The following is a 24,729-nucleotide window of genomic DNA, read 5'->3' on the forward strand; positions in this document are numbered from 1 at the left end:
AGGTGAGGGGAGCGGATCCGTCGGGATCCACGGCATTCCGAGCCAGGACGAAGCATGATCAACGCCGGCCGTTCAGGTCAAGCCGCGTTCCCGCCGGGACGAGGCGGGCCGGGGCCGCTGTCCCGAACCGGACCCTTGGCAGGCGGGCGGGCCTGGACGACTATCGAGAGGTCGGTGTCGAGCCGGGCGACAGGTGCGGAGGGCTCGATGACTCAGACGTCATCCGGGGGCGGCCCGCAGCGGATCGGTGACTACTGGCTGCATCGGCAGATCGGAGCCGGCGGGCAGGGCGTCGTCTACGAGGGGTACGACCGGGCGGGCACGCGGGTGGCGGTCAAGCTGCTCAGGGTCGACCGGGCGGAGAGCCACGCGGCGCGCGCCCGGTTCGTCAAGGAGGTCGCGGCGACGCGCAAGGTGGCGCCGTTCTGCACGGCGCGGGTCATCGCGGCGGAGCTGCACGGCGCGCAGCCGTACATCGTCAGCGAGTACGTCGACGGGCTCAGCCTGCGCAGGGCCGTGGCCGAGGGCGGCCCCTACGGGCCTGCCGAGCTGCACCGGCTGGCGGCGGGGGTGGCGACCGCGCTGACCGCCATCCACCTGGCCGGGGTGATCCACCGCGACCTCAAGCCCGAGAACGTCATGCTCGGCCCCGGCGGCCCGCGCGTGATCGACTTCGGCATCGCCCGGGTGGACGGCACCACGCTCACCGACGACGGCCCGTTCCCGCCGGGCACCCCCGCGTACATGGCGCCCGAGCGGGTCCGCGGCGAGCGGGCCGGTCCGGCGGCCGATGTGTGGGCGTGGGGGGCGGTGGTGCTGTTCGCCGCGACGGGCCGGCCGCCGTTCGTCGCCGGCAGCCCGGTGGCGGTCTACAACCTGGTCCTGACCGTGCCGCCGGACCTGTCGGCGCTGGAGGGGAGGCTGCTGCGGCTGGTGGGCGCGGCGATGTCGGCGGATCCGGCCGATCGGCCCGAGGCCAGGGCGCTGCTGGAGGAGCTGGTGGGCGGCAAGGGCGAGACCCGGCTCCTGCTGGCCGAGGGCAGCGAGCTGGCGCAGGAGGCGCACCGGCCCGGCGGCCCGCCGCAGGAGGTGGGTGAGCGGCCGCTCGGCGAGGTGGCGGAGGAGATCTACACGCGGCTCGGCCCGGCGGACCGGGAGGTCGTCCCCGACGTGCTGCTGCGCCTCGTGCTGCCGGGCGATGACCCGGACGGCGCGTTGCGCCAGGCCGACCTCGGCGACCTCCTGGACGGCACGCTCGACCCCGGACGCGTCGGCCGCGTGCTCGACGGCTTCACCCGGGGCGGGCTGCTGCTGTGCCACGGCGACACGGTCAGCCTGGCCGGCGCCGCCCTGTTGCGGGCCTGGCCGCGGCTGCGCCGCTGGATCGACGCCGACCGGCAGGGCCTGGTGCTGCACGGCCTGCTCGGCAGGGCGGCCAAGCTCTGGAACGCGGGCGGCCGCGACCCCGCCGACCTGTCTCGCGGCAGCACCCTGCGCATGTTGCGGCACTGGGCCGACGGCGACCGCCGCCTCACCCTGAACCGGCTGGAGCAAGCTTTCCTCGACGCCTCGGTGGCGCAGCACCGGCGGCAGAACCTGCGCCGCCGCCAGGTGCGGGCCGCGCTCGCCGCCCTGCTGGCCGTGACCGTCGCGGTGGTGGGCATCCTGATCGCCCGCGACCCGACAGCGCAGAACAACGCGCTCGCGGCCAGGAAGGCGGCCCGGACCGCCGAGGGGTTGCGGGCGCGCGACCCGGTGCGGGCCATGCTGCTCACCCTCGCCGCCTGGAGCCTGGCGCCGAAGGAGATCGAGGTCAGGGAGTCCCTGTTCGGGTCGCTGGCCCAGCGCGAGTCACGCGTGTGGCGGCCGGGCACGCTCAGCGGCGTCGTCCGGTACGACCTCAGCCACGACGGCAGGACGCTGGCCGCGGTGCGCGGCGGCGCGGTGACCTTGTGGGACGTCGCCGGCGGCGCCCGGCTGCCGGTGGCCCGCGGCCTGAACGTCGGCACGAACGTGACGGCGATCGCCCTGAGCCGCGACGGCGGCAGCCTGGCCGTGGGCTCGACCCGTTCCGTCCAGCTGTGGGACCTGCGCGGCGGGCAGCCCATCGGGCGGCCGTTCGGGCTCGCGTCCGCCGAACGGCTGTCGTTCGGCACGAAGACGCTCGCCGCCGTCAGGCGGCCCCGCGGGCAGGTGTGGGAGCTGTCCGGACGCGCCCCGCGCCGCGTGATGGACGTGCGTGACGACGACCTGGAGTCGGTCGAGGTCTCCGGCGACGGCCGCCTGATCGCCCAGGTCTTCGGCGCGGCCCCGTACCGGCTGCTGACGAGCCGGGGAGCGGGCACGCCACCGGGCGGCGCCGCCCCCGCCCGGGGCCAGGCCGCCGCCTTCTCCCCCGACGGGAAGATCCTCGCCGTCCGGGCCGGTGACGACGTCAGGCTGTGGGACGTCGCCGGCGGCCGGTGGGCGGGCACCCTGCGCGGCGAGCACGCCGGCGGCATCTCCTTCAGCGACGACGCCCGGTACCTGGCGACCTACGACGGCCGGGCCGTCTCCCTGTGGCGCCGGGACGGCGTCCGGATCCTGCGGCACCCGGCGCGCGACGTCGTGGACGGTCCCCGTTTCGACTCCGCGGCCCGCACGCTCGCCTACCGCGTGGCCACCGGCGAGGTCACCCTCCTGGACATCGCCGCGCTCACCCGCCCGGGCGCGGTGGTCTCCCGCACCCGGACGGCCGCGATCGACGGGCAGGCCCGCTTCGCCGCGTTCCAGGGCACGACCACCCGGCTGATCACCGTCGGCTCCCGCGCGGCCGTCCCGCTGCAGGTCCCTCCGGGCCCCGGCGTGGTGATGGCGTTCGGCCCGGGCGGGCGCGTGCTCGCCACCAGCACCCCCGACCGGGCGAAGGTGACCATCTGGGACGCCGGGACGAGGCGGCCCGGGCAGACGATCACCGTCCAGGGCGCCTACGCGATCGGCGGCCTGGCCTTCTCCCCCGACGGGCGCACGCTGGCCGTCGCTCCCCTCCGCGACACCTGGCGGAAGGTGCAGCTCTGGGACGTGCCGCACGCGTCGCTGATCAGGGAGCTCGACCAGGCGGGCGGCCCGCGCCTGGCGTTCAGCCCTGACGGCACCTCGCTGGCCGTCAACGGGCCCGGCGACAACGGCGTGGTCGAGCTCGGCACGGGCGCCAGGCACCGCAAACCGTTCGGCGTGGGCGGCAACGGCGGCCGCGCGCTCACGTTCAGCCCCGACGGGAAGATGATCGCCGCAGGGGGCGCGAGCACCGGCATCGACCTCATGGGCGCCGCCGGCTCTCCGCTCATCAGGCATCTCGACGTCCCGGAGGAGGAGCCCGACCAGCTCGCCCACGCGGCGTTCTCGCCGGACGGCCGCACGCTCGCCGCCGGCGGTCTCACCGGCGCCGTCCGGCTCTGGGACGTCGCCACCGGACGCCCGCTCGGCGCCCCGATCCCGCAACACGCGGGCCCGCTGCTCGGGCTCGCCTTCTCCCCCGACGGCTCCGCGCTGTTCAGCGTGGGCGGCGACGGCATGCTGCGCGAGCTGCCGATCGAGGCCGGGCGGGTGGCCGCCGCCGTGTGCGCCCGTACCGGCGTCACCGTGACACCGGAGCGGTGGCGTGACCTCATCCCCGACGCGGACTACCCCGAAGTCTGCTGACCTTCTCCCGGAAGGGGGCCCCATGGCCCAAGCGTTGCGAGCCGAGGAGTGCGACGGCGTCCTCGACCTGGTCGAGATCATCCCAGAGGTCGTTCACCTGGGCTCGGAGCCGGTCAAGGCCGTCTTCCACGTATCCGTCAGCGGCCCCACGTCGGTCTCCGCCCGGCTGGTCACGCCCGACGGATCCGTGGTGAACCTGCGACCGGGAGGCGAGCGCGGCGACCCCGACTGGTACCCCTCCTACGTGTTCCGCCCGGAGGAGCAGGTCGGCAGATGGGTGCTCCAGGTGGACGCCGAGACGGACACGGCCGAGCTGGACTTCGAGGTGCGATGGGATCCGGAGCGGCCGAGGTTCCGCACCCGGATCATCGGCTTCGAGGCCGCACCGCTCGAGATCGACGAGGGGCAGTCGCCTCAGGTGCGCGGGCAGGCGCAGTTCTTCACCGACGGCAGGTGGGTGCCGTTCGCCGGGCAGGTCGTCCTGATCGCCTTCCGGCCCGACGACGACACCGAGTGGATCCACCTCGGCAGGACCGTGACGGACAGGGACGGCACGTTCACCACCGACTTCAGCCCCGACACGAGCGGCACGGTGCGCCCGGAGCTGAGCCTCGGCTACCAGGAGGTCCGGGAGCTGCACGTCACGGTCCACCACCACAGCGACGCGGTCTGTGGCAAACCCAAGATCAAGACCCTGCACACTCCGCTCAGATACCGGCACCGCGTCTACGTCAAGGTGGACGGCCTGCCGGCCACCACGGGGAAGGTGGAGATCTTCGCCTCGTCGCTGGGCAAGGCCGGGGAGGGCATCTGCCCCAACCTGGACGGCTGGTACGTCATCTACACCCAGCACCATTCGGGGCACAGATGGCGGGCCCACCTCGTCAACACCCCCTCCGACTGGAGCGGCTGGACGGACGTCATTCCCTAGCCGGGCGCCCGCCGCTGGTTCGGGGCCGGTGCGCGGATCAGCAGCCGGTCGAAGCCCACATGCCTGCCGTTCTCGTAGCGCCGTACGGCCGGCTCACGCAACGTCAGGGGAGGGTGGCGCAGCAGCTCCATCAGGACCGATTCCAGCTCCGCCCGCGCCAGGTGGGCACCGATGCAGAAGTGGATGCCGAAGCCGAAGGACAGATGGCGCTGGGGCCGGTCCCGGTCCAGCCGGAAGGCGCAGGGATCGTCGAACACCCGGGGGTCGTGGTTGGCGGCACCGGTGAGCAGGAGAACGCGTGACCCGGCGGGGATCACCTCGCCTCCCATGGCCGTGTCGCCCTGCGTCAGGCGCGAGCCGTGGTCGACGGGTGGCCACATCCGCAGGGTCTCCTCCACGGCATGCGGGACGAGGTGGGGCCGCGCGCGCAGCCGGTCGTACAGGTCCGGTTGCCGGGCCAGGTTCCACATGAGGTGCGACAGGGCGTTCATGGTCGTCTCGTGCCCCGCGATCGCGAAGGCGACGAGCATGACGTGCAGCTCCTCGTCCGTGACGGGTCGTCCCTGGAAGTCGGCGCGGACGAGCGCAGACAGGTAGTCGTCTCCGGGGTGCCGCCTGGCGCGGCGGATCTCCTGGTCGAAGAGCTCGGCGAACGCCGGCCAGAACCCATCCGGGTGGGAGTCCTTGGGCATGCGCTCCCAGGTGTTGCGGGTCAGCGCGCGAATGCGGCTCTGAGCCTCTTCCGAGAACCCGACGGCCAGCGACAGAGCCGCCAGGGGCAGCGGGACCGCGATGTCCTTGACGAGGTCTCCTTCGCCCGCTTCGGCGACCGGGCTGACCAGCTCGGCGACCAGGCGGTCCACCTTCGGGCGCAGGGCGCGTACGGCGGCCGCGGTGAACGGGGGCCGCATCAGGTCGCGGTACGCCGTGTGCAGGGGCGGGTCGTACTCGAGGGGCGCGAAGTAGGGGGTTCCGGGGGCTCGCGGGCAGAAGACGCCGGAACCGGAAGTGAACCGCCGGTGGTCCTTCAGCGCCTGCCGGACGTCGGCGTACCGGGACAGCAGCACGAGCCCGCCGTGGGCGTCGGTGCGGGCGATGGGCCGTTCGTCCTGGAGCCGGTGGTGGACGGCGTGCGCCAGGTCCGGGGTGAACTCCGGTGCGTGATGGTCGAAGGCGCCGGCCTGCCGCGCGACGGCGGCGGGGTCGGGTTCGGTGAGGAAGTCGCTGATGAGACGCTCCCAGGCGCCGAAGTGGGCGGGGCCGATGAGGTGCCCGCAGGGCAGCCGGGCCAGGCGGGCGCGGGGGATGGCGGCGGCCAGGTGCTCGGAGTGCTCGGGCCTGACGAGATGGTCATGGGCCGTGGCGATCACCAGCGTGGGCACGTCGAGGTGCGGCAGGTCGCGGGACACGTCGGCGCGCAGGGCGAGCTCGGCCTGCGCGAGGATCCCGGGTTGACGGCCGCGGCCGTCCGGGCGATCTCCTCGTCCAGCTGAGCGGGGGTGTGGCGGGCGAGGTCGGCGGGGTCCGTGCCGAGCAGCAGGAACAGCCGGGCAAGGGCCGCATGCTCGCGCTGCGCCGCCAGGTGCCGCCAGAGAGCCAGGGTGAGTCGCAGGTGCGGGTCGGGCGCGGCGAAGCCTGCCGTCAGGACGAGGGAGCGGACCCGGCCTGGATGGCGGATCGCGGTCCGCACGGCGACGGGCACGCCCAGCGAGTATCCGACCACGGAGAAGCGGTGGTGGCCGGCGGTGGTCGCGGCGGCGGCGAGCCGGTCGGCGAGGGCGTCCAGTTCGAGGGGCCGTCGTCGAGGGGCGTCGTGCCCGATCCGGGATAGTCGGGCGTCAGCACGGTCCATGATGCGGCCAGCGCGGTGATGATCGGGCCGAAGTTGGCGGCGCAGCTGCCCGCGGCCCCATGAGCCAGCACGACGGCCGGCCGGGACCTTCCCACCGAACCGGGATGAGACCGGCCCGTCCTCCCCGCTGCCTGGTCACGCATCCCCACTCCTTTGAATACAGAAAGTGACTGATTCTTTACTCTAAGTTACCATGGCTTGTCGCGGGGCCGTCGGCTGGGCGATCGCCTCGGTCCAGACCCCGCGCCCGCGTCACGAACGGGAGCCTCATGAGAGCAAGCGAGATGAGCCGCACCCCCACGTCCGCCGATCACCCCGTCGAAGCGATCGCGATCATCGGGATGGCCTTTCGCGCGGGCGGCGACATTCGTTCGCCGGCGGCGCTGTGGGAGTTCACCGAACAGGACGGTGATGCCTGCGGCGACCTCCCGCCCGGCCGCTGGGACCCCTATCGGCGGGCGGGGCCACGGCAGGCGGCCGTGTTGCGCCGGACGACCAGCCGGGCGTCGTTCATGAGCGACGTCGCGGGGTTCGACGCGGCCTTCTTCGGCATCTCCGCCTCCGAGGCCCGGCAGCTGGATCCGCAGCAGCGCATCATGCTGGAGGTCGCCTGGGAGGCGCTGGAGCACGCCGGCATTCCGCCACGTTCGCTGGAGGGAACGCGCACCGGCGTCTACGCCGGGTCGGGTCGGACGACTACGGCCGCCGGCTGCTGGAAGACCTCCCCGGCATCGACGCGTGGACCGGCATCGGGGCGTCCCCTTGTGCGGTGGCCAATCGCATCTCCTACACCCTCGACCTGCGCGGGCCCAGCCTGAGCGTCGACACCGCCTGCTCCTCCTCCCTGGTCGCGCTCCATCAGGCGTGCCAGGCGCTGCGGCTGGGCGAGATCCCGCTGGCGCTGGCCGGTGGGGTGCTGGTGATGTCCGGGCCCGGGCTCACCGTCGTGCTCGACGCGGCGGGCGCGATCTCCCCCGACGGGAGATCCAAGCCGTTCGACGCGGCGGCCGACGGTTACGGCCGGGGCGAGGGCTGCGGCGTGGTGGTGCTGAAGCGGCTGCGCGACGCCCGCCGTGACGGGGATCGGGTCCTGGCGGTCATCCGCGGCAGCGCGGTGGGCCAGGACGGCCGTACCGAGGGCATCATGGCGCCGAGTTCCGCGGCCCAGGCCGACGTGATGCGGCGGGCCTACGCACAGGCCGGGATCGCCCCTCAGGACGTGCACTACGTGGAGGCGCACGGCACCGGCACCCGGCTCGGAGATCCGGTGGAGATCGCGGCGCTGGCCGAGGTCGTCGGCGCCGGACGGACGGACCGGCCGCCCTGCCTGATCGGCTCGGTGAAGGCGAACATCGGGCACCTGGAGGCGGCGGCCGGGATCGCGGGGCTGATCAGGACCGTCGAGTCGATGCGGCGCAAGACGCTTCCCGCGCTGCCGATGACCACGGGCCCGGCCGCCTTCCTCCAGGAGCGGTCCTCGGGTCTGCGGCTGGTGACCGAGACCATCCCCTGGCCGGAGGGGCCGCGCCGCGCGGGCGTGTCGAGCTACGGGTACGGCGGCACCGTCGCGCACGCGGTGCTGGAGGAAGCGCCCGGCTCCGAAGCCCCGGCGCCACCGGACGCCGGCGACCGCGGGACTCCGCGGCTCTTCCCGGTGTCCGGCGCGTCCGCGGCCGCGGTGCGGGAGCTGGCCGGGCGGCTGGCGGACGCGGCCCCGCGAAGCGCTCTGCGCGACGTGGGGCACACCCTCGCGCTGCGCCGCCAGCATCTCCCGTACCGGATCGCGGTCGTCGCGGCCGACCACGCGGAGCTGACGACCGCGCTACGCGCCGCCGCGCGTCCGGACAGCCGGCCGGCGCGCGCGCCGGACACCGCACGGGATGCCGTGTGGGTCTATTCGGGACACGGCTCCCAATGGGCCGGCATGTGCCAGGAACTGCTGGCCGCCGAGCCCGCGTTCGCCGCCGCGCTCGACGCGTTCGCCGACGTCTACGAGCAGGAGATGCGATTCTCCCCGATCGAGGCGCTCCGCGAGGGCGGGCTCGGCGGGACGGAGCGGGTCCAGGCCCTGATCTTCGCCGTCCAGGTGGGGCTGACGGCCGTGTGGCGTGCCCGGGGCCTGCGGCCGGCCGCCGTCATCGGACACTCGGTGGGAGAGATCGCCGCGGCGGTCACCGCCGGAGCGATCACGGTGCGGGAGGGCGCCCGGCTGGTGTGCCGCCGCTCCGCCCTGGTGGCACGGGTCGCCGGCCGCGGCGCCATGGCGCAGGTGGACCTGCCGTTCGACGAGGCCGCCCGGCGCATCGCGACGCTCGGCGGCGCCGTGAGCGCCGCCATCGACTCCTCGCCGCACACGTGCGTGGTGGCCGGCGACGCGCGCGCGATCGACGAGCTGTGCCGCGCCTGGACCGCGGAGGGCGTCGCGGTCCGCCGGGTCGATTCCGACGTCGCCTTCCACAGCGAGCAGATGGAGCCGCTGTGTCCCCGGCTCGTCGAGGCGGCCGGCTTCCTTCGCCCCTCCCCCGCGCGGATCCCGCTCTACTCCACAGCGCTCGCGGACCCCCGTTCCGGCACCTCGCGCGACGGCGCGTACTGGGCGGCCAACCTCCGCGAGCCGGTGCGCCTGAGAGCCGCGGTCCAGGCGGCCGCGCACGACGGGCACACGCTGTTCCTGGAGATCTCGCCCCACCCGGTGGTGGCGCACTCCATCGAGGAGACCCTGACCGGGACGCAGGCGGGCTCGGCGGCGTGCGTGGCGCACACCTTGCGCCGCGCGAAACCGGAACGGGTGACCCTGCTGGACAATCTCGGCCGGCTCTACGCCCACGGCGCGGCGGTGGACTGGCCGGCCCTGCATCCCGGCGGCCGGCTCACCGACCTGCCCACGACCTGCTGGCAGCACGTCCCGTACTGGGTCGACGGATCTCCCGCCGGCGCCGCGGCGGGCGGCCACGATCCCGACCGGCACACCCTGCTGGGGGCGGGGCAGGAGGTCGGCACCTCGCCCCCCATGCGGCTGTGGGCGACGCACCTCGACTTCGACAGCCGGCCCTATCCGCTGTCGCACCCGGTGCTCGGCGTCGAGATCGTCCCGGCGGCCGTGCTGCTCACCACGTTCTTCACCGCCGCACTCCCGGACACCGGCGATCCGTCCTCCCCCGTCGGGCTGCGGGACGTGCGGCTGCGCGTCCCGGTGAGCGCCGACACCGCCAGGGACGTCCAGGTCGTCCGGCAGGACGGCGTCATCCGGCTCGCGTCGCGGGCGCACGGCACCTCCGGGTGGCTCACGCACGCGACCGCCCAGGTCGCATCCGGTAGCCCGCTGGAAGCGGACGGCGGCGGTGATCCGGCCACGGAGCCGGCCGAGCCGCTCGACCCCGGCCACGTGCGGGAGCGGCTGGCGGAGCTGGGGGTCGCGGCGATGGGGTTCCCCTGGAGTTTCGCCTGGATCCGGCGGCGTCCCGGTAGCCTGGAAGGGCTGGTGGCGGCGGCGCCGGAGCAGTCGCCCGTTCCGGCGAGCTGGGCGAGCGTGCTCGACGCGGCCACCTCGATGGCCTCGACGATCTTTCCCGGCCCGGCCGCCCTGCGGATGCCCGCGGCGATCGACGAGGCCGTGCTGCGCGGCCCGGCACCCGGCCGGGCGCGGATCCTGGTGCGGCTCACCGGGCCCGACACCGTCGACGTGTCCATCCGCGGCGATGACGGCGCCTGCTCGGCCCGGCTGTCGGGGCTCAGGTTCGGCCTGCTGGATCCGGCCACGGTCGAGGCCGAGCCCGCCGGCGCGCTGCTCCACCAGCCCGTCTGGCGGCCCGTGGAGCCCGACGCGTCGGCCCCGCCGCCCGTGGGACAGGTCGTCCTGGTCGGCGGCGGGCAGACGCTTCGCGCGCTGCTCGCCGAGGAACTCGGCACCCGGCTGCACCTGGTCGACGATCCGGGCCGGTTGCCGTCCGCCCCGCCCCCGACCGTGCTGTTCGCGGCACCTGAAGGAGCCGGCGCGGAAGGAGCCGAGGCGGCTGTCTTGGGAATGCTGCAGGTGCTTCGCCGCATGACCGCCGGCCGTTTGTGGTGCCTCACCACCGGTGTGCGCGACGCCACCGACGCTTCCAGCCTCGGCCAGGCACCGTTGTGGGGGCTGGCGCGCATCGCGGCGGAGGAGCGTCCCGGCATCTGGGGAGGCCTGGTGGATCTGCCCGCCCGGCCGGCCGCCGCCGACGTCGCCGCGTTGACCGGCCTCCTGGACACGTCGCACGACCGGGACGTCCAGTCCGTGCGGCAGGGAGTCGTCGAGACGCTGCGGTTGACCACCGCGGGCGCCGGCGACGCCCGGAGCGGGGAACGGCTGCGGTGCCACGCCGACGGCGTCTACCTCATCACCGGGGGCCTGGGCGCCCTCGGCCTGGAGGTCGCCGCCCACCTGGCCGCCCGCGGCGCCCGCCGGCTGGTCCTGCTGGGGCGTACCGGGCTGCCGCCGCGGACGGCCTGGCCCACCGTCGCCGACCCGGCGCTGCGCCGGCGCGTCGATGCGGTGCGGTCGCTGGAGGCGCAGGGTGTCACCGTCCGCGTCGTGGCGGCCGACGTCGCCGACCACGCGACGCTCGAACGGCTGCTCGATCCCGAGGCCCTGGGCATGCCGCCCGTGCGGGGAGTCGTCCACGCGGCCGGGACCGTCGTGAACCGCAGGCTGAGCGAGCTCACCGACGACGACGTGCGCGCCACACTCCACGCGAAGGTCGCCGGCGCGCTCGCCCTGCACGCCTTGTATCCGCCCGGCGGCCTCGACTTCTTCGTCCTGTTCTCCTCCGCCGGGCACCTGTTCCGGCTGCCCGGCCAGGGCGCCTACGCGGCGGCCAACGCCTTCCTCGACGCCCTGGCCGTACACCGGCGGGCCGTCGCGCCGGAGGACACCTCGGTGTCGCTGGCCTGGACCAGCTGGCGGGGCCTCGGCATGTCCATGTCCTCCGACGTGATCGACGCCGAGCTCGCCGCCCGTGGCGTCGGCGACATCACCGCGCACCAGGCGCTGCGGGCCTGGGACGGCGCGGTGCAGGCGCCCGCCCCGCACCTGGCGGTCTTCCGTCTGACGGGGCAGGGCGGCGACGGGAGCCGGCCGCCGCTGCTGCGCGGCCTGAACGCTCCCGCGCGGCCCGGCCGCACCGCGGCCGGCGCCCCCGACGCGGCGGCGGCGCGCCTGCTGGCCCTCCCCGGCGATCAGCTGCGCGCGGCCGTGTACGACGAGGTCCGCGCCGCGGTGGCCGGCGTGCTCGGCACCCAGGCCGACGCGATCGATGGTGAACGCGCCCTGCCGGACCTGGGGATCGACTCCCTGCTGGCGGTCCGGCTGCGGGCCGCCCTTGAGGAGCGCACGGACGTCGCCCTGCCGGCCAACGTCCTGTGGAACCGGCCCACCTCCGCCCAGATCGCCACCCACCTGACCGATCTGCTGTCCGGACGCCGGTGCAGGCAACCGACCACGACTGGAGCCACCGCATGACCAGCGAAGCCCCCTTCCCCGCCGACCCGACCGGCTTCTTCGGCACCCGGCAGGCCATGCACGAGCTGCCGTCGGAGGACCTCGCCCGGCTGCAGACCGACGCGTTGCGCGAGCGGTACGCGGCGCTGCGCGGCCGCCTGCCCGTGCTCGACACGCTGGCCGACGACGCGGGGATCCACGAGGTCCGTACGCTCGACGACATCGCCCCGCTGCTGCTGCCGCACACCGTGTACAAGTCCTACCCCGCCTCCCTGCTGGCCTCCAACCGTTACGACCGGCTCACCGCCTGGCTCCAGCGGCTCACCACGGTGGACCTGTCCGGGGTCGGCACCGCCGGCTGCGACAGCATCGACTCCTGGCTGGAGCGGATCGACACCGAGACCGAGCTCCGCCTGGCCCATTCCTCGGGCACGTCGGGAACGATGTCCTTCCTGCCGCACACTCACCGGCAGTTCGACGAGCTGTTCCGGATCGTGGGCCACGACGCGCTCGTGGCAGGAGAGCCGCCCGTGGACGTCGTGTGGCCGTCCTACCGGTACGGGCGCAGCGGGATCGCCCGGTGCGGGCGGGCGATGGCCGAACGGTTCGCCCAGCACGAGGACCGCTTCCACTGCCTGCATCCGGGCCTGATGAGCGCGGACGTGATGTTCCTGGCCGGCCGGCTGCACGCGGCGGACACGGCCCCGGCCGGCCCCGGGCTGTCGGCCCGGTTGACGGAGTTCCAGGAGGCCCAGCGTCCCGGGGCGGCGATGGCGGCCTTCGCCCGGGAGCTCGCCGACACGTTGCGCGGGCGCCGCGTCATCGCCATGAACACCTGGAACCTGCTGTACTCCGTCGCCCGCGCCGGCCTGGACCAAGGGCTGGAGGCGGTGTTCGACCCGGGCTCCGTCGTCATGCCCGGAGGCGGAGCCAAGAACCAGGCCGTGCCGGACGACTGGGAACGGACGGTCCGGGCGTTCTTCGGCGTGCCCGCGCTGCACCACATCTACGCGCTGTCCGAAGTCATGGCGCTCAACCGGCTCTGCTCGCAGGGCCGCTTCCACATCGAGCCCTGGGTCGTGCTCTACGTCCTCGACCCCGAGACCGGGCGGCCGCTTCCCCGCAGCGGCGTACAGACCGGACGGGCGGCCTTCTTCGACCTGATGGCGGAGGTCCACTGGGGAGGGTTCGCTTCGGGCGACCGCGTGACGGCCGGCTTCTCCGCGTGCCCGTGCGGACGCTCCACCCCCCACATCGACCGGCGCATCGAGCGTTACGACGCCGGCCAGGGCGGCGAGGACAAGATCACCTGCGCGGCGGCTCCCGACGCCCACGCCGACGCCCTTCGCTACCTGGAGGACACTCGTGCCTGAATCCGGCGACGTCCCCCACGCCGCGTCCGTGCTGCGGGGCAGGACCGTCACCGGCCCGCCCGTACGGTTCGCCGCCCGCGACGGCGTCGGCGGCTTCCAGGCTCCCGACCCGCACACGCTGCTGCGCGACCTGCCCCTGCGCGATCCGGCCGCGATGGCGGACGTCGGCGCGCTGCGCTACCAGGAGATCGAGGACTACCTCGTGGCACTCGGCCCCCGGCTGCGCCCGGAGGCCAATCCGCTCATCGCCGAGGCCGTCCAGCGCTCCTCCGCCTGGTCCGACCTCACCCCGCCGCTCCTGCTCAGCACCTACGCCCACCTGCCGAGCCTGTTCACGCCGGAGGCGATCCGTGCCGTCGCCCGGCAGGCCGGCGGCGCGGCGGCGCTCGACGGCTGGCAGCAGGTACGTCAGCCCGACGGCCGCACCGCGTCGGTGCGGGCCATGGGCGCGCGTGCGGTGCACGTCATCGCCGGCAACAGCCCGATGATCGCCGCGCTCACCGTCATCCGCAACGCCCTGACACGCGGCGACGCCATCATCAAGACCCCGTCGAACGATCCGCTGACGGCACCCGCCATCGCCCGCACCGCCGCCGCCATGGCTCCCGGGCACCCGCTCACCAAGCACCTGAGCGTGCTCCACTGGAAGGGCGGCGACGCCGCGCTGGAGCGGCAGCTCTACCATCCTGCGCACCTGGAGAAGGTCGTCGCGTGGGGTGGCCACGCCGCGATCCGGCACATCACCGGGTATCTGCGGCCGGGGCTGGAGCTGCTCACCTTCGACCCGAAGCTGAGCGCGTCCCTCGTCGGCCCGGAGGCTTTCGCCTCCGGCGAGGAGATGGCCGAGACCGCCCGGCGCGCCGCGGTGGACGTCGGCGCGCTCAACCAGCTCGGCTGCATGAACAGCAAGGTCATCTATGTCGCCACCGGTACCGGGGCGGAGGGCCTCGCCCGGGCCTGCGAGTGGGCCCGCCTGGTGTACGCGCAGATCCGGGCACTGCCCGCACAGGTCAGCACTCCCGCCCGGCGGTTCGACCCGGAGCTGCGCGCCCGGCTGCAGGCCCTGCGCGCGGTGCCCGACTGGTACAAGGTGCTCGGCGGCCACGACGGTGAGGGCGCCGTCGTGGTCTCGCTGACCGGGGAAGCGCTCGACTTCCCGGAGCAGCTGAGCGGCCGGGTGGTGAACGTCGTCCCGGTGGCGGACGCGCGCGACGCGGTGCCGGCCCTCACCTCCGCGACGCAGACGCTGGGCGTGTACCCGCCGTCCCTGCGCCGCGAGGTGCGCGACACGGCGCCCCTGTACGGGGTGCAGCGGATCGTGGACCTCGGCTACGCGACCCACTACCGGCACGAGCTTCCTCAGGACTGCGTGGAGCCCGTCCGCCGGATGATCCGCTGGATCACCGATCAGGGAGCGGACCCGGCCCAGGTGGCGCCGGAAGAGTGCCTGGGACGGCTCCAGGACGGCCCCGGTGAACCCGCCCCGACCAGGGCCGCGCCATGAGACTCCGCGCGCCGCTGGCGATCCGCGCCGCCGCCGTCCACCTGCCGCGCCGCTCGCTGCAGGTGTCGGAGGCGCTGGCCGGCGGGCTGCTGCGACCGCAGGACCATGCGGCCAGCGGCTACGAGGCACTGCCCGCCGCCGAGCCGGGAGACACCCCCGAGGCGTTCGCCGTGGAGGCGGCCCGGCTCGCCCTGGAGCTGGCCGCCACGCGGCCCTCGGCTATCCGCCTCCTGATCCACACCTGGCTGCACCGGCCGGCGCATCCGTTCTGGTCGCCGGCCCACCACATCGCCGACCGGCTCGGCGCCGGCCGCGCCCTGCCGCTGTCGGTGCAGCAGATGAGCAACGGCTCCGCCGCCGCGCTGCACACCGCCGCGGCCTGGCTCACCGCCGACCCCGAGACGGGGCCCGTGCTGATCACGGCGGCGGACACGTTCGTCCCGCCCGGATTCGACCGCTGGCGCGGCGACATCATGCTGTACGGCGACGCCGGCTGCGCCGCCGTCATCGACCTGCCCGCGCCCGGCCGCGACGACCTGCAGCTCATGGCGCTCGCGTCCACCGCCGCCCCGCACCTCGAGGCCGTGCACCGCGCGGGCCGGCGTCCGGGCGACACCGGCGCCCCCCATCCGCGCGAGACCCGCCGGCGCTTCCTCACCGAGCACGATGCCGAAACCTTCCGGAGCGCGGCCCAGGCGGGCGCCGCCGAGGCGATCCGCACCGCCCTGCGGCACGCCGGCCTCGATCACGGCGGCCCGGCACCGCGCATGGTCCTGCTGCCGCGGGTCGGCGCGCGGACGCTGGCCGCCCTCTACCGCCCGGTCCTGGAACGGCTGCTCCCCGGCGTGCCCTGCCTCGATCTCGGGCAGCACACCGGACACCTGGGAGCGGGAGACCTGCTGGCGAACCTCGCCGCCTTCCCCGCCGCGACCTGCTCGCTGCCGCCGGGAGAGCACGCGCTGATCCTCAACGGAGGCGGCGGATTCACCTGGACGTGCGCCGTCTTCCGCCGTCCCGCCCCGACGTGCCCGAGCCATCGGCCCACCGACACGAAAGCGCAGACATGACCACGACATCACCATCCCCCTCCTCCCTGGCCGGCCGATCCGTGGGCCGCGTCGGATTCGGGACGATGCAGCTGCCCGGGCCGGGGGTGTGGGGCCACCCGCCGACCGCGACCGCGCGATCGGCGTGCTGCGCACCGCGGTGGACCACGGCGTCACCCACCTCGACACGGCCGACTTCTACGGGCCTGAGGTCGCCAACCACCTCATCCGCGACGCCCTGTTCCCGTATCCGGACACGCTGCTCATCGCCACCAAGGTCGGTGTCCGGCGGGACGACACCCGCGCGTGGCTGCCCGCGGCCGCACCGGCCGAGCTCACCCACCAGGTGCACGGCAACCTGCGCAACCTCCGTCGTGACCGCTTGGACCTCGTGTATCTGAGAGTCGGCGGTGACGGGCTGCTCGACCACGATCCCACCCCGTTCGAGGAATCATGGGGCACGCTCGCCGAGCTGGTCACCAAGGGCGACATCGGCTGCCTTGGCCTCAGCGGCATCGTTCCCGGCCACCTGCCTCGCGCGACCGCGATCGCGCCGGTCGCCGCGGTGCAGAACCGCTACAACCTCTTCGACCGCGGCAGCGAGGACGTGCACCACGCCTGCACGGAGGCGGCCATCCCGTTCGTGCCCTACTTCCCGCTGGGCACCACGGCGCGACGCCGCGCGTCCGTGCTGACGGAGGTGGCGGACGGCCTCGCCGCATCACCCGCGCAGGTCGCGCTCGCGTGGCTGCTCAACCGGCACCCGGGGATCCTCCTCATCCCAGGGACCGGCGATCCGGGCCACCTCCTGGAGAACCTCGGGGCGGCCGAGGTCGCCGGCCGGATGAGCGATGCCGACATGGCGCGGCTGACCGCCTTGAGCTCTTGACCACCGACACCCCCGACAGGAGCGGCATGACGCACACCATCGACGCCGGGACCCAGGACCCGGCCGTTCTCCCCGAGACGATGACCGCCGCGCGGCTGGAGACCTCGACGGGCTCCTTCGGCCTGCACGAGGTGCCCGTTCCGCGGCCCGGCCCCGGCCAGGTGCTGATCCGGGTGGACGCCGCAGGCGTCTGCCTGACGGACGTCCACGTCCTCGACGGCTCCTTGCGTGCCTTCACCCCCGACGGCGGGCCGGGGCACCACGTCACCCTCGGCCACGAGATCGCCGGGACCATCGCCGCGGTAGGCCCGGGCGTACCCGGCATTTGGCGGGCGGGGCAGCGCGTCATGCCCATGTCCCGGCAACGCTGCGGGCTGTGCGCGGCGTGCGGGTCGATGTCCGGGCCGTGCGCGTCGTTGCGCACTCTGGGCATGGACGTCGACGGCGGATGGGCGAACTACGCCCTTTCCGCCCATCACGCGCTGGTCAGGGTGCCGGACGAGCTTCCGCCCGAGGCCGCGTCGATCGTTCCGGACGCCGTCACCGTGCCCTACCGCGCGCTCATCCGGATCGGCGCCCTGCGCGCGGGCGAAAGCGTCGCGCTGTGGGGAGTCGGCGGCCTCGGCGCGCACGGCGTCCAGATCGCCCGGCTCGCCGGCGCGGCGCCGATCGTCGCCTTCGATCCCCTGCCGCAGGCCCGCCGGCGCGCTCTCGACCTGGGCGCCGACCTGGCCTGCGACCCGGCCGATCCCGAAGCTCCGGCCCGGGCCGACGCCCTGACCGGCGGTCGCGGTTTCGACCTGGCCGTCGACTTCGCCGGCCGTCCCGAAGCGCGCGATCAGGCCCAGTCGCTGCTGGGCATGCGGGGCCGCCTGGTCCTGGCCGGGGTGTGCACGGGAGCGATCGCCATCCAGGACTTCGGGCGCTTCTACGACCGCGAGCACACCGCCGCCGCGTTCCTCGGCTACCCCCTGGAGGACCTGCGACGGGTGGCCGGCCTGCTGGCGCACCACCGGCTCGACCTGTCGGCCTCGGTCACGCGGGTCTGCCCGCTGGCGGAGGTCGAGAGTGCCGTCGCACTCCTGGCCGACCACGCTTCGGCACAGGTGCGCGTCGTGCTCAGGCCGTAGCCGGACCGGCGGCGGCGCCTCGGGGCGGCGCTCTGCGGCGGGAGGCCGGGCGGCACGCGGCGGGTCAGCTCGGCGGAGCCGCGGTGAACACGGCGATGTCGCGGTCGAAGCAGACGACGACGTCGCCGCGCGGGGTGGCGGCGACGGCGTGGACCGGGCCGGGGAGCACGAGGTCAGGGCCGATCCTGTCGAAGGTGAGCAGGCTCCAGGCCGTCACCGTGTCATAGTGGCCGGCGACGATCGCGACCGGGTGGCCGCCGATCGTGGTGGCGGCGAGGGCGTTCACGGTGCCGGCGGGAAGGTGGCCGAGCTGCCGGGCGGTGGCGACGTCCCATACCTTCAGCGGCGGGTCGCGCCAGTCGTCGTCCGTGGTGACGGCGATGGGGCGGCCGTCCACGAGGGTGACGGCCACCAGGCGGACCGGTTTGCCGTTGCCGCCGGTGCTCTGGAGGCCGGTGTCGCGGTTGGTGGCGAGGTCGCGGACGCGGAAGCCGCCGCCCCACCGCCCGAGCACGGCGACGGGCCGGCCGTCGAGCATCGTGGTGGCCAGGTCGTGGACCCATCGGTGGTCGCTCTTGCGGGGGTTGCCGGTCTCTTCGCCGGTGCGCAGGTCCCAGACGCGGATGGTCTTGTCGTCGCCGGCGGTGATGGCCAGGGGCATGTCGGCCGCGACGGCGGTGATCGGGCGGTGGTGGGCGGTCAGCGGTGCTCCGGCCGCCTTCCCCAGCGTGAGGTCCCAGAGGTGGACGGTGCCGTCGTCGCCGCCGGTGATCGCCATGGCGCGGTCGTCCGCCTGGGTCGCGGCCACGGCGGTGACGGCGCCGGTGTGGCCGGTGAGCGGCGGGCACACCTGGTCGCCGGTGTCCAGGTCCCACACGCGTACGGTCCGGTCGTCGCCGCCGGTGACCGCCACCGGCCGGCCGGACTCCGTCGTGGTGGCCACCGCCCTGATCGTGGCGTCGTGGCGTACCGGCTCACCAACCGGCTCCCCGCGTGCCGGCTCGCTGGCCGGCTCGCCCACGACCAGGTCCGACGCCCGCACCGACCCGCCGTCACAGGTGGACACCACCACCTGGCGGCCGTCCACCACCGCCGTCGCCAGCGCGTGCGCCGTGCGGAGATGCTGCGGGAACAGCTCGCCGATCCGCTCGGCCGTGCTCAGGTCCCACACCTGGAGGGTCGGGTCGTCCGAGGTGCAGGTGACCGCCACCTGGCGGCCGTCCACGACGGTGGTCGTCACGTCCTCCAGGTTCGCCGGTCCGGGCAGGTCGAGGACCGGCAGCCCGGTGGCGAGGTCCGACACGCGGGTGGCGGCCCGGTAGCCGCCGGAGACGACCACCAGATGGCCGGGGGTCAGCTCCGTCACCGCGAGCGCGCCCACATAGCCGGTGTGGCCGGTGAACGGCCGGCCCACCGGGTCACCGGTCTCCAGGTCCCACACCCGCACCTCGGGGCCGCCGCCCGTGACGGCCACCCAGCGGCCGTCCAGCACCGCGGTCGCCGCCGCGTACACGGGGCCGGTGTGGCCTTCGAGCGGCGCCATCACCTCCTGCCGCGTCTCCAGGTCCCACACGTGGACCGTCGCGTCGTAGCAGCCGGTGACCACCACCCGGCGGCCCTGCCGTTCGCCGATGGCGAGGGCCTCCACGCTGCCGGCCCCCAGGTCGAGCGGGCCGCCCACCGGGTCGCCGGTCGCGAGGTCCCACACCCGTACGGTGTGGTCGCCACTGCCGGTGAGCGCCACGGGACGGCCGCCGAGGACGGTGGTCACGACCGACGCGACCCAGCCGGTGTGGCCGTCGGCGGAGCCCAGCGGCGGGCAGGACCGCACGCCCTTCGGGAGCAGGCTGGTCCAGGACGGGCGCAGGCGCCAGGCGGCGGAACCCTCAGATGGCATGCCGTGCATAGTAGATCATGACGGGTCGCCGTCGCCCGGCCGTCCTTCGTCAGCCGCAGGGGCTGGCGGACCACGTGATGTAGCCGGTGGTCCGGCCCCAGATCGAGACCTCGCCGTCGCAGAACTCCGTCTTGACGCCGACCAGGTTGGTGCGGGCGGCGTCGGAGAAGTACTGGGTGTTGCACATGTAGCCGGCCCGGCAGAGGGGGCGGCCTGCGCGGCGGCCGGTACGGTGGCGAGTACGGCACTCGTCAGGGCGGCGGCAGCCAGCACGCGACGGATCATGAATCGTCCTTTCCTGAACGGGGGAAGCGGTGGGGACCTTGCCCCAGAAGCAGGGGCTCTCGTGCCAGGTCCTGCTCGCCTGCTCGCCGTTCGACGGCATGGACGGGGGCGGCGAGGAGCGCGCGTCGGATCACCGAGGATCCTTCCTGAGCACCGAACAGCACCGAGGGTTTCGCGGCTTGGTGGGCGCCCCAGCCGATGATCGAAATAATGCGTCGTATGTGGAGAAAAGGCAAGAGGGGCTCATGTTCGTCGACCGAACCCGCTTTTCGGCTCAGCCTCCCGCACCCCGACATGGCCTATGACCTCATCCATGACGCTCCCCTCGCCCACCTCTGACGTACTGCCACCGAGACCGGCCTCGCCCCCGGCCCGCTCGCGCCGCCACGTGCCGGTGACGGCCGTGTTCGCGTCCGCGGCCTTGTGTCTCCTGCCCGTCGCCGACCACGCGCGCGGCCCCGTCACCACCGCCCAGGACTGCTCGCCGGCCCGGCCGGCGGAGGTGGCGGGACCGCCGCCGCCCACCGGCGCGCGTGCCTTCATCTGCGCCGTGCGCACCGACAAGGCGCTCGGCCTTGCCACCAGCACGCCCGACCAGGTGCTGCTCGCCCACGGACACCGCCTGTGCGCCGCCTACACCCGCGACGACCCGGACGAGCCGGCCCGCCTGGACGCCGCGGAGGGGGTGGACGTGCGCGAGCTGTACGGCCTGCTCGCCCCGATCTGCCCGGCCGCCGACGCCACGGTCGAGGCCGACCTGGCCGCCGCGGACCGCGAGTTCGCCGAGTCCGACGCCAAGGAGCGGCGGAAGTGCGCGGCCACCCCTCGCCACCGCCCCCTCATCGCGCCCGCCAAGGCGGTGCGGCTGGAGGATCCGCGGTGGCCGGGAACGGGGATGGAGCTGTACGCCCCCGGGACGGGGGCCGGCGTGCCCGTCCAGAGCCTGAAGAACGGGCTGGTCGGCGCGGGGCCCGGCCACGTGGCGGTGCGCACGCACGCCGGCCTCCCCGCCTGCGTCACGCTGGAGACCTACGCGCTGCGCCCGCCCGTGGAGACCAAGGGCTGGGACCACGTCGCCGAGGCCGGCTACGACCACCGCGGCGGCCGGATGTTCTTCCGGGCGAGTACGGGCGGGATGGAGCTGCCCGACCTGTCGCTCGACGGCCGCACGGGGCACTACCGCATCCGCGTCCACTTCGCGTGGTTCCGCGGTGAAGGCGGGAAACGGCGCAGTCAGCGGCTGCTGATCATGGCGTACCCGGGGCAGGGCGACGACCTCGTCACCTACCGCAAGCCGCCCGGACGCTGACCGGGACCAAAGGTTCGCGCTTCGGACGAACGCGGGCCACGCGCGGTGACGGCGGGGGGCTGACCACGCGGCATGTCCTCACCGGACGTGGAGATTGCCTGGCGCACCAAGGTGCCGGGCGAAGAATCGGATCGAGCTATCGATTTCGAAGGACGGGACCCGGAAGTGGCTGCCGGGGTTGGCGTGCAGGGTCTTCTCGGCGGAGCCGAGCGCGTCGAACAGCTTCATGACGGAGTCGCGCGGATTGCCCTCGTCGTCCCACTGCAGCAGGAACTCGACCGGGATCGTGATCCGCGCCGCGGTGTCGATGAGCCATTCGCTTCCGATGAGGCCGAGGACCGCGGCGGTGATCCGGGGTTCGGCCGCGACGAGGCGGATGCCCATCTCACCGCCCTGCGACAGGCCGTAGTAGCCGACGGGGCGGCTGTCGCCGACGGAGTCCAGTTTCCGCAGCGCGTCGAGGGTGGTCTGCCAGTCGGGGATGAGCTGCGCCGCCACCGTCTCGTTGAGGGCGGGCCACTCCGGGCCGGACCAGAAGGGCTCGCCCGCGGCCTCTTGTTCCTGGATGAGCGCGACCAGCCGCCGGACCTCCGGGTGCTGCGGCCGGTCGCCGGTGCCCGGCGCGTCGATAGCGGCGACTGCGAAGCCGCAGGTGGTGACGTACGGGAAGGCCCGGGAGACGACCTCCCATCCCTTCTTGTGCGACCCGCCGCCATGCCCGATCAGGACCAGCGGGCGGGGACCGGAGCCCTCGGCGGGCGTCCACAGCACCCCCGGGATCTCTCCGATGGTGAAGAGCTGTTCGCGGATGCCGTCGGTGAACGTTTCCGAGGTGATGCGCATGCCGGTATTAGACCGGCACTCCCGCTGACGCGGCGACTCGATTATCGGCGCGATGGGGGTGGCGCCCTTTCCGCGATATATCCCCATGCGAGGACTTGAAAGTCCCCAGATGAGGATATAGCGTCGGCCAGTGGCGGGAGGACGGCCCGTCCCTCACCGCTCCGTCCCACGATCACGAGAAAGGCCGGCCCCATGGTTGATCTCCCCAGCGGCCCGCTCGCCGCCGTAGACGCCGAGTTCGAGAAGATGGCGCTGGAGACCGGCGGGTTCACCTTCGGCCTGCCGTGCACCAGCGTGCGCGAGAAGCTGCTGCAGGTGACGGCGCACGACATCTGCCGCGCCAGCTTCGGCCTGCCCTTCAAGATGCACGTCCTCGCGATGAGCAGGCACGGCGTCCCGTACGCGGACATGCTGGCGCTGATCAGGTTCGTGGCCCCGTACTCGGGCTATCCGTCGGCCGCGGGGGCGCTCGGCCGGGTGGCGGAGATCGCGGGCGAGCTGGGCCTCGACACCGCCGCCGAGCCGTCCCGGGTGACGGACGGCTCGGCGGGCGGATCCGCGGGGGTCTCCTGGCCGGTGGGCGACTCGTGGATGGCCGGGTTCGTGGCCTCCCGTACCGGGCGGGCCTGGTCGGAGGAGCGGCTGAGCCCGCGCGAGCGCGCCTTCGTCGCGCTCACCGCGCACGTCACGCAGCGCGCGCTCGGCGAGTCGTTCCGCCGGCACGTCGAGCTGGCACTGAAGGTCGCCGGCGCGGACGACGTACGCGACGCCGTCCGCTTCACCGCCGAGATGGGCGTCATCGAGACGTGCGCGGCACTGGAGGAGCTGGAGAAGATCCTGGCCACGTCATGACCCCACCACCGGCGGCCCGCAGACCGCCCGATCATCCGGTCTTCGGGAGCCGGGCGGTGCCCACCCAGCCGGGCCCCGAGCCATCACGGGCGGGGTCGAACGCGGCCGGCGCGGGGCGCCCGTACGCCGCGGCCACCTCGCGGACGTCCCGGGCCTGCGCCGTCCACCCGTGCCGCCCCCACCACAGGCCCGGTTCGCCCTCGGGTCCGCCGAGCCAGAGGTTCGCCATCTCGGCGGAGATCGAGGTCCTGGCCGTGCGCAGGGCGGGATTGTCCGGGAGGTGCTCGAAGGCCGCGACGCTGCCGGGCGCCGACAGGCTCGTCACACGGTCGAGGAGGGCGTGGGCGGCCTCGGGCGTGAGGGCGTACAGGATGCCCTCGATCAGCCAGGCCGTCGGGGCGCCGGGCGCGAACCCGGCCTCGCGCAGCGCGCGCGGCCAGTCCAGGCGCAGGTCGGTCGCCACCTCCACGCGCTGGCACGCCGGCTCGGCGTCCCGCAGGACAGCGGCCTTGAAGGCCAGCACCTCGGCGAGGTCGACCTCGAAGACGCGGGTCCTGTCGGGCCAGTCCAGCCGGTACGCGCGCGCGTCCATGCCGGAGGCCAGCAGCACGACCTGCTCGCACCCCTCTGCCACGGCCCGCAGCAGCTCCTCGTCGAAGTACCGGGTGCGCACCGCGACCTGCTCGCCCATGAGCGCGGCGAAGGCCGCCCAGCCGGCGGGCGCCGTGTCCCAGTAGCCGTCGCCGCCGGCCGCCCGCACGAAGCGCTCGGCGTACGGGTCGTGGAAGAGCCGGTCCTCGCGGCCGTCCTCCAGCGCGCGCAGGGCGGCCACCCCGATGCTCGTTCCAGCGATGCTCGTCAAGGACGGAAGTGCGCTCATGCCTGCTCCTCGTGGTGTGAATGCGCGCCGTCCGCCGTCCGTCGCCGGGCACCCGGGCGGTCAGGCGGGACGGACGCGGTCCGCCGGCTATCGCTCCTGATCGGTATCGACCCTAGAAGGCGGTCGTGGCGGCGCGAATCTGTCACGTGACTGGTGAGCGGCGCCGCCGGTTCACGTGCCGGGGCAGGCCAGAGGGACTGTCAGCCGAGGTCTCCGGTGAGGTGGCGCTGCACGACGGGGGCCTGGATGGCGACCAGGCGCTCGCGGTCGAGCGAGGCGAGCGGCTCGACGCGCAACACGTACCTGGCGGTGGCGATCCCCAGCAGGTGGGCGCCGGTGAGGTTGGCCCGCAGCTCGGCGTGGTCGGCCCCGATGGCGCGGGCGAGGGGCAGCATGACCTCCTCGGACATGAACGCGGCCACCATCGCCGACGCGCTGGGGGAGGCCGCCGATCCGCGTACCACCGCCAGGAGCCGCGCTCCCGTGCCGGGCGTCTCCCACAGCTCCAGGTAGCGGCGCAGCAGCCGCTCCCCGAGCACGTCGGCGTCGCTCTCCTGCACCAGCGCCAGCAGGGGTCGGGTCGGCGGATCGACCCGCAGGGCGGCGTCGAACAGGCCGTCCTTGCTGCCGAAGAACTGCAGGACGAGCGCCGGGTCGACGTCGGCCGCGGTGGCGACGCCGCGGATGGTGGTCGCGGTGTAGCCGCGCTCGGCGAAGCTCTGCTGCGCCGCTCGCACGATGGCCTCGCGGGTCCCCGATGTCCCTGGACGGCGTCCGGGGCCTCGCC

Annotated in this window: 17 protein-coding genes and 1 pseudogene; 11 read left to right on the forward strand and 7 right to left on the reverse strand. The window is 74.3% G+C overall.

Going from position 1 to position 24,729, the window contains the following annotated elements; all coding sequences use genetic code 11:
• The first annotated feature begins 207 nt into the window (after nucleotides 1-207).
• Together KIS93_RS58045 and KIS93_RS58050 are read left to right on the forward strand one after the other, a co-directional pair.
• Nucleotides 208-3,681 carry a serine/threonine-protein kinase gene (locus KIS93_RS58045; protein ID WP_186405078.1) on the forward strand — a complete coding sequence of 1,158 codons (3,474 nt, stop codon included), beginning with the start codon at nucleotides 208-210 and terminating at the stop codon, nucleotides 3,679-3,681.
• 22 nt (nucleotides 3,682-3,703) lie between these two features.
• Nucleotides 3,704-4,612, forward strand: a complete 909-nt coding sequence (locus KIS93_RS58050; RefSeq protein ID WP_080039592.1) for a hypothetical protein — start codon at nucleotides 3,704-3,706, stop codon at nucleotides 4,610-4,612.
• Here KIS93_RS58050 and KIS93_RS58055 read toward each other — a convergent pair.
• Both KIS93_RS58055 and KIS93_RS58060 read right to left on the reverse strand, forming a co-directional pair.
• Entirely contained in the window at nucleotides 4,609-6,021 is a 1,413-nt protein-coding gene (locus KIS93_RS58055) for a cytochrome P450 (RefSeq protein ID WP_186405079.1), read from the reverse strand. The genes KIS93_RS58050 and KIS93_RS58055 overlap by 4 nt on opposite strands.
• The gene (locus tag KIS93_RS58060; RefSeq protein WP_186405080.1) at nucleotides 5,979-6,464 is read right to left on the reverse strand and encodes an alpha/beta hydrolase; all 486 of its coding nucleotides are present in this window, start codon (nucleotides 6,462-6,464) and stop codon (nucleotides 5,979-5,981) included. Before KIS93_RS58060 ends, KIS93_RS58055 begins: the two co-directional genes overlap by 43 nt.
• Nucleotides 6,465-6,805: 341 nt before the next feature.
• On the opposite strand from KIS93_RS58060, the pseudogene KIS93_RS58065 reads away from it, so the two are divergent.
• From KIS93_RS58065 to KIS93_RS58090, 7 genes and pseudogenes are all read left to right on the forward strand, one after another.
• Nucleotides 6,806-11,388, forward strand: a pseudogene (locus tag KIS93_RS58065) (type I polyketide synthase); the annotation flags it as partial.
• A 27-nt stretch (nucleotides 11,389-11,415) separates the two neighbouring features.
• Nucleotides 11,416-11,955 carry an acyl carrier protein gene (locus tag KIS93_RS68655; RefSeq protein ID WP_246005551.1) on the forward strand — a complete coding sequence of 180 codons (540 nt, stop codon included), beginning with the start codon at nucleotides 11,416-11,418 and terminating at the stop codon, nucleotides 11,953-11,955.
• Entirely contained in the window at nucleotides 11,952-13,307 is a 1,356-nt protein-coding gene (locus KIS93_RS58070) for a long-chain-fatty-acid--protein ligase (protein WP_080039595.1), read from the forward strand. Before KIS93_RS68655 ends, KIS93_RS58070 begins: the two co-directional genes overlap by 4 nt.
• Nucleotides 13,300-14,811 (forward strand): acyl-CoA reductase, encoded by a 1,512-nt coding sequence (locus tag KIS93_RS58075; RefSeq protein WP_080039596.1) that lies wholly within the window; start codon nucleotides 13,300-13,302, stop codon nucleotides 14,809-14,811. The genes KIS93_RS58070 and KIS93_RS58075 overlap by 8 nt, the downstream gene beginning before the upstream one ends.
• Nucleotides 14,808-15,878, forward strand: coding sequence for a beta-ketoacyl-[acyl-carrier-protein] synthase family protein (locus KIS93_RS58080; protein ID WP_080039597.1), 1,071 nt, complete (start codon nucleotides 14,808-14,810; stop codon nucleotides 15,876-15,878). Before KIS93_RS58075 ends, KIS93_RS58080 begins: the two co-directional genes overlap by 4 nt.
• An 88-nt stretch (nucleotides 15,879-15,966) precedes the next feature.
• Nucleotides 15,967-16,746, forward strand: a complete 780-nt coding sequence (locus tag KIS93_RS58085; protein ID WP_222108093.1) for an aldo/keto reductase — start codon at nucleotides 15,967-15,969, stop codon at nucleotides 16,744-16,746.
• Nucleotides 16,747-16,772: 26 nt separating this feature from the next.
• Nucleotides 16,773-17,876 (forward strand): zinc-binding dehydrogenase, encoded by a 1,104-nt coding sequence (locus tag KIS93_RS58090; protein ID WP_080039599.1) that lies wholly within the window; start codon nucleotides 16,773-16,775, stop codon nucleotides 17,874-17,876.
• A 64-nt stretch (nucleotides 17,877-17,940) separates the two neighbouring features.
• Here the strand turns inward: KIS93_RS58090 and KIS93_RS58095 are convergent, their stop codons facing one another.
• Together KIS93_RS58095 and KIS93_RS58100 are read right to left on the reverse strand one after the other, a co-directional pair.
• Nucleotides 17,941-19,773, reverse strand: coding sequence for a WD40 repeat domain-containing protein (locus tag KIS93_RS58095; protein ID WP_186405081.1), 1,833 nt, complete (start codon nucleotides 19,771-19,773; stop codon nucleotides 17,941-17,943).
• Nucleotides 19,774-19,822: 49 nt separating this feature from the next.
• A complete protein-coding gene (locus KIS93_RS58100; RefSeq protein ID WP_186405082.1) occupies nucleotides 19,823-19,960 on the reverse strand; it encodes a DUF6289 family protein in 138 nt (45 codons plus the stop codon).
• 411 nt (nucleotides 19,961-20,371) lie between these two features.
• Between KIS93_RS58100 and KIS93_RS58105 the strand changes: the two genes are divergently transcribed.
• Nucleotides 20,372-21,367, forward strand: a complete 996-nt coding sequence (locus KIS93_RS58105; protein WP_155127703.1) for a hypothetical protein — start codon at nucleotides 20,372-20,374, stop codon at nucleotides 21,365-21,367.
• A 78-nt stretch (nucleotides 21,368-21,445) separates the two neighbouring features.
• Here the strand turns inward: KIS93_RS58105 and KIS93_RS58110 are convergent, their stop codons facing one another.
• Entirely contained in the window at nucleotides 21,446-22,210 is a 765-nt protein-coding gene (locus KIS93_RS58110) for a dienelactone hydrolase family protein (RefSeq protein ID WP_080039603.1), read from the reverse strand.
• 192 nt (nucleotides 22,211-22,402) lie between these two features.
• Between KIS93_RS58110 and KIS93_RS58115 the strand changes: the two genes are divergently transcribed.
• Nucleotides 22,403-23,062 (forward strand): carboxymuconolactone decarboxylase family protein, encoded by a 660-nt coding sequence (locus tag KIS93_RS58115; RefSeq protein ID WP_080039604.1) that lies wholly within the window; start codon nucleotides 22,403-22,405, stop codon nucleotides 23,060-23,062.
• Between the two features lie 31 nt (nucleotides 23,063-23,093).
• Here the strand turns inward: KIS93_RS58115 and KIS93_RS58120 are convergent, their stop codons facing one another.
• Together KIS93_RS58120 and KIS93_RS58125 are read right to left on the reverse strand one after the other, a co-directional pair.
• On the reverse strand, nucleotides 23,094-23,942 hold the full coding sequence (locus tag KIS93_RS58120) for an SAM-dependent methyltransferase (RefSeq protein ID WP_080039605.1): 849 nt from the start codon (nucleotides 23,940-23,942) through the stop codon (nucleotides 23,094-23,096).
• A 200-nt stretch (nucleotides 23,943-24,142) separates the two neighbouring features.
• Nucleotides 24,143-24,679: a TetR/AcrR family transcriptional regulator gene (locus KIS93_RS58125; protein ID WP_186405083.1), complete on the reverse strand. Its 537-nt coding sequence runs from the start codon at nucleotides 24,677-24,679 to the stop codon at nucleotides 24,143-24,145.
• Nucleotides 24,680-24,729 lie beyond the last annotated feature (50 nt).

The sequence above is a fragment of the [Actinomadura] parvosata subsp. kistnae genome (genome assembly GCF_900323885.1).
In the GTDB taxonomy this organism is placed as follows: Bacteria; Actinomycetota; Actinomycetes; order Streptosporangiales; family Streptosporangiaceae; genus Nonomuraea; species Nonomuraea composti.

Coding starts and splice junctions, on each gene's coding strand:
- KIS93_RS58045 (WP_186405078.1), top strand. CDS start 208: ATGACTCAGACGTCATCCGGGGGCGGCCCGCAGCGGATCGGTGACTAC.
- KIS93_RS58050 (WP_080039592.1), top strand. CDS start 3,704: ATGGCCCAAGCGTTGCGAGCCGAGGAGTGCGACGGCGTCCTCGACCTG.
- KIS93_RS58060 (WP_186405080.1), bottom strand. CDS start 6,464: ATGGACCGTGCTGACGCCCGACTATCCCGGATCGGGCACGACGCCCCT.
- KIS93_RS68655 (WP_246005551.1), top strand. CDS start 11,416: ATGTCCTCCGACGTGATCGACGCCGAGCTCGCCGCCCGTGGCGTCGGC.
- KIS93_RS58070 (WP_080039595.1), top strand. CDS start 11,952: ATGACCAGCGAAGCCCCCTTCCCCGCCGACCCGACCGGCTTCTTCGGC.
- KIS93_RS58080 (WP_080039597.1), top strand. CDS start 14,808: ATGAGACTCCGCGCGCCGCTGGCGATCCGCGCCGCCGCCGTCCACCTG.
- KIS93_RS58090 (WP_080039599.1), top strand. CDS start 16,773: ATGACGCACACCATCGACGCCGGGACCCAGGACCCGGCCGTTCTCCCC.
- KIS93_RS58095 (WP_186405081.1), bottom strand. CDS start 19,773: ATGCCATCTGAGGGTTCCGCCGCCTGGCGCCTGCGCCCGTCCTGGACC.
- KIS93_RS58100 (WP_186405082.1), bottom strand. CDS start 19,960: ATGTGCAACACCCAGTACTTCTCCGACGCCGCCCGCACCAACCTGGTC.
- KIS93_RS58105 (WP_155127703.1), top strand. CDS start 20,372: ATGACGCTCCCCTCGCCCACCTCTGACGTACTGCCACCGAGACCGGCC.
- KIS93_RS58110 (WP_080039603.1), bottom strand. CDS start 22,210: ATGCGCATCACCTCGGAAACGTTCACCGACGGCATCCGCGAACAGCTC.
- KIS93_RS58115 (WP_080039604.1), top strand. CDS start 22,403: ATGGTTGATCTCCCCAGCGGCCCGCTCGCCGCCGTAGACGCCGAGTTC.
- KIS93_RS58120 (WP_080039605.1), bottom strand. CDS start 23,942: ATGAGCGCACTTCCGTCCTTGACGAGCATCGCTGGAACGAGCATCGGG.